The organism is Catenibacterium sp. UBA627, from assembly GCF_002299355.1.
Lineage (GTDB): Bacteria > Bacillota_I > Bacilli_A > Erysipelotrichales > Coprobacillaceae > Catenibacterium > Catenibacterium mitsuoka.
Genome location: NZ_DBPF01000109.1, coordinates 2135 through 10378, shown reverse-complemented (window position 1 = coordinate 10378; position 8244 = coordinate 2135). Strand labels below are relative to the sequence as shown.

The 8244-nt window shown below is 34.6% G+C and carries 7 protein-coding genes, 1 pseudogene and 1 other annotated feature; all 8 genes and pseudogenes read left to right on the top strand.

The window, feature by feature from the left end:
* Positions 1–190 precede the first annotated feature (190 nt).
* Positions 191–619, top strand: a complete 429-nt coding sequence (locus B2S90_RS07025) for a hypothetical protein (protein WP_279080170.1) — start codon at positions 191–193, stop codon at positions 617–619.
* A gap of 98 nt (positions 620–717) precedes the next feature.
* Positions 718–923: a binding site (T-box leader), on the top strand.
* A 116-nt stretch (positions 924–1039) separates the two neighbouring features.
* On the top strand, positions 1040–2263 hold the full coding sequence (locus B2S90_RS07020) for an argininosuccinate synthase (RefSeq protein ID WP_006506230.1): 1224 nt from the start codon (positions 1040–1042) through the stop codon (positions 2261–2263).
* 11 nt (positions 2264–2274) lie between these two features.
* On the top strand, positions 2275–3657 hold the full coding sequence (gene argH / locus B2S90_RS07015; RefSeq protein WP_055233248.1) for an argininosuccinate lyase: 1383 nt from the start codon (positions 2275–2277) through the stop codon (positions 3655–3657).
* Positions 3650–4678: an N-acetyl-gamma-glutamyl-phosphate reductase gene (argC, locus tag B2S90_RS07010; protein WP_055233250.1), complete on the top strand. Its 1029-nt coding sequence runs from the start codon at positions 3650–3652 to the stop codon at positions 4676–4678. The genes argH and argC overlap by 8 nt, the downstream gene beginning before the upstream one ends.
* Positions 4679–4688: 10 nt before the next feature.
* Positions 4689–5903: a bifunctional glutamate N-acetyltransferase/amino-acid acetyltransferase ArgJ gene (argJ, locus tag B2S90_RS07005; RefSeq protein ID WP_055233247.1), complete on the top strand. Its 1215-nt coding sequence runs from the start codon at positions 4689–4691 to the stop codon at positions 5901–5903.
* Positions 5903–6757 carry an acetylglutamate kinase gene (argB, locus tag B2S90_RS07000; protein ID WP_055233246.1) on the top strand — a complete coding sequence of 285 codons (855 nt, stop codon included), beginning with the start codon at positions 5903–5905 and terminating at the stop codon, positions 6755–6757. Before argJ ends, argB begins: the two co-directional genes overlap by 1 nt.
* 71 nt (positions 6758–6828) lie before the next feature.
* Positions 6829–7740: an N-acetylmuramoyl-L-alanine amidase gene (locus B2S90_RS06995; RefSeq protein WP_286696779.1), complete on the top strand. Its 912-nt coding sequence runs from the start codon at positions 6829–6831 to the stop codon at positions 7738–7740.
* A gap of 118 nt (positions 7741–7858) precedes the next feature.
* Positions 7859–8244, top strand: a pseudogene (locus B2S90_RS06990) (tRNA 2-thiocytidine biosynthesis protein TtcA); the annotation flags it as partial.

Genomic DNA, 8244 nt, shown 5'->3' with positions numbered 1-8244 from the left:
GCATATTACGAATCGTTATGGTATTTTTGCTGAATAAGATAACCTAAAGCAACAATTTACTTAAAAAGAGCGAATAAAAATAAAAACACTACTAATTTTTTAATGAATATGTAAGTGTTGTGTATTTTGATTAGGTTTGATTTATTTAGTTGTTTGATATGATATAGTAGTGTGGAATGGAGAGGTGAATATGAAGAAAATATTAATTTTATTAGTGACAATGATGTTATGTGCCTGCTCACCTGCAGAACCTATGCCACTCAAAGACAGCTTTGGACAGTACAAACAGGAGAAAATCGTATATGCAAATAAGAAGAATTACATAAAGAAGAAGGACGCTTATAATGCGTATCTTGTTTATGAAATCAATAAAGATACATGTACATTTGAAAGTGATTTAAAGTATCAGAATATCCAGTATAAGAAGGTTGAACTATCAAAAGATGAGAAAGAAAAAGTTCCTGAAGCACTCATCAAATACAACCTTTATGAAGGTGAAAAACAGTTAGGTATTGCAGTTTACTTAGGTGAAGAAACTGTTTATATTTCTAGCTATGATCAATATGATGGCAGTCCTGCATATATTGCGAAAATGAAAAAAATCACAAAGAAGAGTTAAAATTTACGAAAAACAGAAAGTAAACAATTTTGTTTATATTTAAAGAAAAATTATTGACAAAGTAAAAAAGTGATTGTATTATAAGCCCAAGTCAAATAAACAAATCGATGAACGAGAAGAGTATCTTACAATCACCTACAGCGAGATGACATAGAGTGGAAGGTCATCAGGAAGATATAAGAGAAACGCACTCGGGAGAGTCTGTTGGAATTGAGTATAACAGAACGTGAATCTGCGTTAATGAAGAGGTGGTTTGTATGATACAAGCAACTAGAGTGGTACCGCGTTTATATACGTCTCTGGATTAATCCAGAGGCGTTTTTTGTTTATTAAAGGGGTGTTTGATATGAAGGAACGACGATTTAGTTAAGTAGTGGGGCATTAAAATAAAACATCAAACATTTAAAGGAGAAGAAAATTATGGAAAAGAAAACATTTAAGAAAGTTGTATTAGCTTATAGTGGAGGATTAGATACTTCAATTATTATTTCTTGGTTGAAGGAAAATTATGGTTGTGAAGTTATTGCAGTTGCTGCTGATGTGGGACAGGGTGCTGGAGAACTTGATGGTCTTGATGAAAAGGCTGCAAAGACAGGTGCTTCTAAATATATTTGTGTAGATTGTAAACCTGAATTTGTTAAGGATTTCTGTTTTGAAGCAGTTAAAGCCAATGCATTATATGAAGGTAAGTATATGTTAGGTACTTCTCTTGCAAGACCAATTATTGCGAAGAAGTTAGTAGATATCGCTTTAGAAGAAGGTGCAGATGCAATCTGTCATGGATGTACTGGTAAAGGTAATGACCAGGTAAGATTTGAATTAGCTATTAAAGCATTCGCACCAGATATGCCTATTATAGCTCCTTGGAGAGAATGGGATATTAAATCAAGAGAAGAAGAAATCGAATATGCTGAAGCAAGAAAGATTCCTCTAAAGATCAATAGAGAAACAAATTACTCTAAAGATAAGAACTTATGGCATTTATCTCATGAAGGTTTAGATCTTGAAGATCCAGCTAATGAACCTAAGTATGATGAAATCCTAGAAATGGGTGTTTCACCAGAAAAAGCACCAGATGTTCCAACATATATCACTTTAACTTTTGAAAAGGGTGAAGCTGTAGCATTAAATGGTGAAAAACTTGAACCAGTAGAAATGTTAGCTAAGTTAAATGAAATCGGTGGTGCGAACGGTGTTGGTATCGCAGATATGGTTGAAAACAGACTTGTTGGTATGAAGTCAAGAGGTGTATATGAAACACCAGGTGGAACTATTTTATATGCAGCACATCAGAACCTAGAAGAAATTACTGTAGATAAAGAAACACAGCATTTCAAACAGCAGGTAAGCTTAAAGCTTGCTGATAATATCTATAACGGTCAGTGGTATACACCACTTACTGAAGCATTACTTGCATTCGTAGATAAGACTCAGGAAAACGTAAATGGTGATGTTAAACTTAAATTATATAAGGGTAATATCGTAGGTGCTGGTGTAACATCTCCAGATACATTACATGATTTACAGACAGCATCATTTGATGAAGATGATGATTATGATCAGTATGATGCTAAAGGATTCATCACATTATACGGTTTACCAATCAAGGTAAAAGCTAAGTTAGATCAGAAGAAAAAGAAATAGGAGTTTAAGATATGGTATTGTGGAAAGGTAGATTTTCTAAAGAATTGAATCATGAAGTCAATGCATTCAATTCATCTCTTTCATTCGATCATCGTATGTATAAGCAGGATATCAGAGGATCTCTTGCTCATGCAAAGATGTTATGTAAACAGAGTATTATTGAAGAGAAAGATTATGAAGAGATTGTAGAAGGTTTAAATGCAATTTTAAAAGAGATTGAAGAGGGTACACTCCTCTTTGATCCTGAAGCTGAAGATATTCATATGTTTGTGGAAAGTGAACTCACAAAGCGTTATCCAGTGGCTGGTAAAAAACTACATACAGGACGTTCTAGAAATGATCAGGTTGCATTAGATCTTCGTTTATATGCACATGATGAAATTCTAGAAATCAAGAAAATGTTAGTGAACCTGATTCATACATTAACAGGTTTAGCTGAACATAACCTTGATACAATCATGCCAGGATATACACACTTACAAAGAGCACAGCCTATTACTTTTGCACATCATTTAATGGCTTATGCATCAATGTTCTTAAGAGATATTGATCGTTTAGAAGATGTTGATAAGAGACTTTATGTATCACCTCTAGGAAGTGGTGCACTTGCAACAACAACTTATCCATTAGATAGACCATTTGTGGCAGAAGAATTAGGTATGTATGATATTATGTATAACTCTTTAGATGGTGTGAGTGATCGTGATTATGCGATTGAGTTATCAAGTGCCTTAGCCACAATCATGATGCATTTATCAAGATTCTCAGAAGAAGTGATTCTATGGTGTTCATGGGAATTCAAATTCATTGATCTTGATGATGCCTATGCAACAGGTTCTTCTATTATGCCTCAGAAGAAGAATCCAGATATTGCAGAATTAGTAAGAGGTAAGAGTGCAAGAGTCATTGGTGATGTGAATACATTACTTACAATGATGAAGGGACTCCCTCTTGCTTACAATAAAGACATGCAGGAAGATAAAGAAGCTTTATTTGATGCAATTGATGAAGTCAAGCTTTGTCTTCCAGTCTTTACAGATATGATGGCAACTATTACTGTTCATAAAGATAAGATGAGAGATGCTGCTGCAAGAGGATTTATTAATGCAACAGATTGTGCAGATTATCTCACTAAGAAAGGTATGCCATTTAGAGATGCTTATAAGATCACTGGGGAACTTGTAAGATACTGTATTGAACATGGAGAAACATTAGAAACACTTCCTCTAGATGTTTATACAGGTTATACAGATATGTTTGGTGAAGATGTTTATCAGGCTATTTCATTAGAAACATGTCTTAACAACAGAGCAGTTGTTGGTGGACCTTCTCCTAAAATTGAGATGGAGAATATTCATAGAATCAATCAGAAAGTGAGTGGATATTGTGATTAAAGCAGGTATTATTGGTGCAAGTGGTTATGCAGGATGTGAACTATTAAGAATCTTATTAATGCATCCTGAAGCAGAAGTAACAGCTATTTCTTCACATAGCTATACTGGTAAGAAGATTTATGATCTTTATCCTAACTTCTATCAGGTATGTGATTTAGAGTTTATTGAGGATACAGAAGTCATTGAGAAAGCAGATATTATTTTTGCATCTCTTCCTCATGGCTTATCTGAAAAGTATGCCAAGACATGTGTAGAAAAGGGTAAGAAGTTTATTGATTTAGGGGCTGACTTCAGACTTGATAAAGAAGAAGATTATCAGAAATGGTATGGTTTAGATTATAACTTACCAGAACTTCATAAGAATCAGGTATATGGTTTACCTGAAGTCAATAGAGATAAGATCAAGGATGCCTCTATCATTGGAAATCCTGGTTGTTATCCTACAACTATTACTTTAGGCCTCTATCCTTTATTAAAGAATAAGCTCAATGTATCACAGAAGATTATTATTGATTCAGCATCAGGTACAACAGGTGCCGGTAAGAACTTAAGTGATGGTATGCATTTTCCAAGATGTAATGAATCGTTCCATCCTTATAAAGTAGGTGTACATAGACATACACCAGAAATTGAGCAGGAATTAAGTAAGATGAATGAAAAAGATGTACATATCACATTTGTCCCTCATTTGCTTCCTGTAGACCGTGGTATTGTTTCTACTATTTATGTTCCTGTAGATAAGTCTCTAGAAGAAATCTATGAAACATATGTAGAGGCTTATAAGGATGAACAGTTTGTGAGAGTATTACCTCTTGGACAGGTCGCAGACTTAAAGTTTGTGAAAGCATCTAACTATTGTGATATTTCATTACATATGGATGAACGTGATCATACATTAATTGTAGTGTCTACAATTGATAATATGGTGAAAGGTTCTGCTGGTCAGGCAGTACAGAATATGAATATTATGTATGGACTCGATGAGAACACAGGTTTAAATCTTGTTGCTCCATCATTTTAAGGAGGATGTTATGAAAGATATACTTGGTGGTGTATGTGCACCAATAGGATTTAGCGCAAATGGTATTCATGCAGGAATGAGAAAGAATAAATCTAAGAAGGATTTATCTCTTATTGTGAGTGAAGAGTTATGTACAGCAGCTGCAACATATACACAAAATAAAGTAAAAGGTGCTCCTTTGATAGTTACAAAGCAGCATTTAAAGAATGGTCGTGCAAGAGCTATTATCTGTAACTCAGGTAATGCGAATACATGTAATTCAAATGGTATTGAGCTTGCAAATGAAGTATGTGCTTTAGCTGCAAAGGAATTAGGTTTAAAGGAAGATGATATTATTGTCGCTTCTACTGGTGTTATTGGTCAGCCTATGTCTATTGATCCTTTTAAAGATCATATGAAAGAACTTGTAAAAGGGTTAAATGTAGATGGGTCTCATGATGCATGTTATGGAATCATGACAACTGATACACAGCCTAAAGAATATGCAGTAGAGTTTAAACTAGGTAATGCTAAATGTCATATTGGGGCTATCGCAAAGGGCTCTGGTATGATTCATCCAAATATGGCAACAATGCTTGCTTTTGTAACAAGTGATGTAGCTATTTCTAAAGAATGTCTAGAAGCAATGGTACATGAAGTTGTAGATGATACATTTAATATGGTCAGTGTTGATGGGGATACATCTACTAATGATATGTTATGTGTATTATCAAATGGTATGGCACAGAATAATAAGATTGTCTTGAAGGATCAGTCTTATAATATTATGAAGGATGCGTTATATCATATTTGTGAACAATTATCTCGTGGTATTGCGAAAGATGGTGAAGGAGCAACTAAACTTCTTACATGTAATGTCAAGAATGCGAAGACATTACAGGATGCCAAGATTGTTGCAAAGAGTGTTATCACTTCTACTTTATTTAAAGCAGCGATGTTTGGTAGAGATGCGAATTGGGGTCGTATCTTATGTGCTATCGGTTATTCTGATGCTGATCTAGACATCAACAAAGTATCCGTGACATTAGCTTCATCTGCAGGAGATATTCATGTTTGTGAGAAGGGCATGGGTGTTATCTTTGATGAAGACAAAGCATTAAAGGTCTTATCTGAAGATGAGATTGATATCAATATTGATTTAAATGATGGTATGTGGGATGCAACAGCATGGGGCTGTGATCTTACTTATGATTATGTGAAGATTAATGGGGAATATAGAACATAATGGAAGAAAGAGAAATATATCGAGCAAAAATCTTATCTGAAGCTGTTCCTTATTTACAGGAATACAATGGTAAGACAGTAGTAGTAAAATATGGTGGAAATGCGATGATCAATGAAGAATTGATGAACAATGTCATTTCTGATATATGTCTAATGACTTTAGTTGGTATTAATGTGGTATTGGTTCATGGTGGGGGGCCTGAAATCAATAAGGCATTAAAACGTTCTGGTATAGAATCAAAGTTTATTGATGGGTTGCGTTATACTGATGAAGAAACAATTGATATTGTCCAGGAAGTATTAGCCGGTAAAGTCAATAAAAATCTTGTAAAGCTGATTATGAATGGGGGAGGCCGTGCAGTAGGTCTTTGTGGTATTGATAATAAGTTATTAGAGGCGAAGAAGATTAAAGACGAATTAGGTTATGTAGGCACTGTTACACAGGTGAACAATGAAATCATTAAGGATGCAATCAAGAGTGGATATATTCCAGTTATTGCATCTATCGCAATGGATGATGAAGGTAATAGCTATAATGTGAATGCAGATTATGCAGCAGCAGCTATTGCGGATAGTCTAGAAGCAGAAAACTTGATTGTAGTTAGTGATATTCCTGGTTTATTAAGAGATCCTCATGATGAAAAGACATTGATTCCAGAGGTATCTATCCAGGATGTAGAAAACTTAAAAGCAGAAGGTATTATTGCAGGAGGTATGATTCCTAAAGTGGATTGTATTACTCATGCATTAAAAGGTAATATGTCAAAAGCAGTCATTATTGATGGTCGTATTCCACATTCTATTCTTATTGAAATATTATCTAAGGATGGTAGTGGTACACTATTCACAAGATAACAGAGTTACATCTGTTATCTTTTTTTTACCTCTAAAATAGTATATTATTAAAGATAAGGAAGGGTAAGACGATGAAAAGATTATTATGCTTATTATTATGTAGTATATTGTTTGTGGCATGTGGTACTACGAAAGAGACAAAAAAGAAAGATACGGCAGTAGTAGAGAAACAAAAGAAAAAGGAAGAGGAAAATAAGAAATTAGAGGAACAAAAGAAAAAGGAAGAAGAAGCTAAGAAACTAGAAGAACAGAAAAAAATAGAAGAACAGAAAAAATTAGAGGAACAGAAGAAAGCTGAGGAAGCTAAAAAACAGGAAGAATTAAAAAGACAACAGGCATCTGTTGCAACAAATAATAATGTGGTAGCCATTGATGCAGGACATCAAGCAAGAGGTAATTCACAATTGGAACCGATTGGTCCTGGTGCTTCAACACAAAAGGCTAAGGTCGCAGGAGGGGCAACAGGTACTGCGACACGTATTCCTGAATACCAGACAACGCTTAATGTGAGTTTGAAACTAAGAAATGTATTACAGTCTAGAGGGTATAAGGTTGTTATGATCCGTACAACCAATGATGTAAATATTTCTAATAGAGAAAGAGCTGAAATGGCTAATAATGCAGGAGCAGGTGCTTTTATTAGATTACATTGTGATGGTATCGATAATAGCGGTGTGACTGGTGCAAGTGTACAGGAACCAGCTAATGGAAATCCTTATATGAGTGCAGGTAATGTGTCTGCTTCACAATCTTTAGGAAGAACAGTACTTAATCATTATTGCAGTACTACAGGTATTAGAAATAGAGGAATGGCTGCACGTAATGACTTAAGTGGAATCAACTGGTGTAAGACACCTGTCTGCTTACTTGAGATGGGATTCATTTCTAATGGTGATGAAGATAGAAAGTTAAACAACAGTGATTTCCAGCAGAAAATTGCGGAAGGTATTGCGAATGGTATTGATGCGTATTTTGGTCGATAATAATTGCATTCACGCCTATTAACTGTTTATAATGTTTTTTGATAAGGTTATCCTTATAGGATAACCTTGAATTTTAGAGTATATTCCTATTGGTTTAGTAGGGACAAGAGGTGAAATAATGGATAACATAAAAGCGATAGAACGTAGTATTATTACAAATTTTAGAAAACCTTTATGGCGTAGATTTATTAAGGGTATTCAGGATTATGAACTCATTGAACCTGGTGATAAGATTGCGGTATGTATTTCAGGTGGAAAGGATTCAATGCTTCTTGCGAAGCTATTACAGGAATTACAGAGACATGGAAAGTTTCATTTTGATTTAGAGTTCATCTGTATGGATCCAGGCTATAATCCTGCCAATAGAAAATTGATTGAAGAGAACGCAGAAAAGCTAGGTATTCCTATTCAATTCTATGAGTCAGATATATTCAATGTCGTACATGGAATAGAAAAGAACCCTTGTTATTTATGTGCAAGAATGCGTAGAGGGTTCTTATATAA

Bases quoted from the DNA above. Each gene is read 5' to 3' on its own strand.
- B2S90_RS07025 (WP_279080170.1), top strand. From the start codon at position 191: ATGAAGAAAATATTAATTTTATTAGTGACAATGATGTTATGTGCCTGC.
- B2S90_RS07020 (WP_006506230.1), top strand. From the start codon at position 1,040: ATGGAAAAGAAAACATTTAAGAAAGTTGTATTAGCTTATAGTGGAGGA.
- argH (WP_055233248.1), top strand. From the start codon at position 2,275: ATGGTATTGTGGAAAGGTAGATTTTCTAAAGAATTGAATCATGAAGTC.
- argJ (WP_055233247.1), top strand. From the start codon at position 4,689: ATGAAAGATATACTTGGTGGTGTATGTGCACCAATAGGATTTAGCGCA.
- argB (WP_055233246.1), top strand. From the start codon at position 5,903: ATGGAAGAAAGAGAAATATATCGAGCAAAAATCTTATCTGAAGCTGTT.
- B2S90_RS06995 (WP_286696779.1), top strand. From the start codon at position 6,829: ATGAAAAGATTATTATGCTTATTATTATGTAGTATATTGTTTGTGGCA.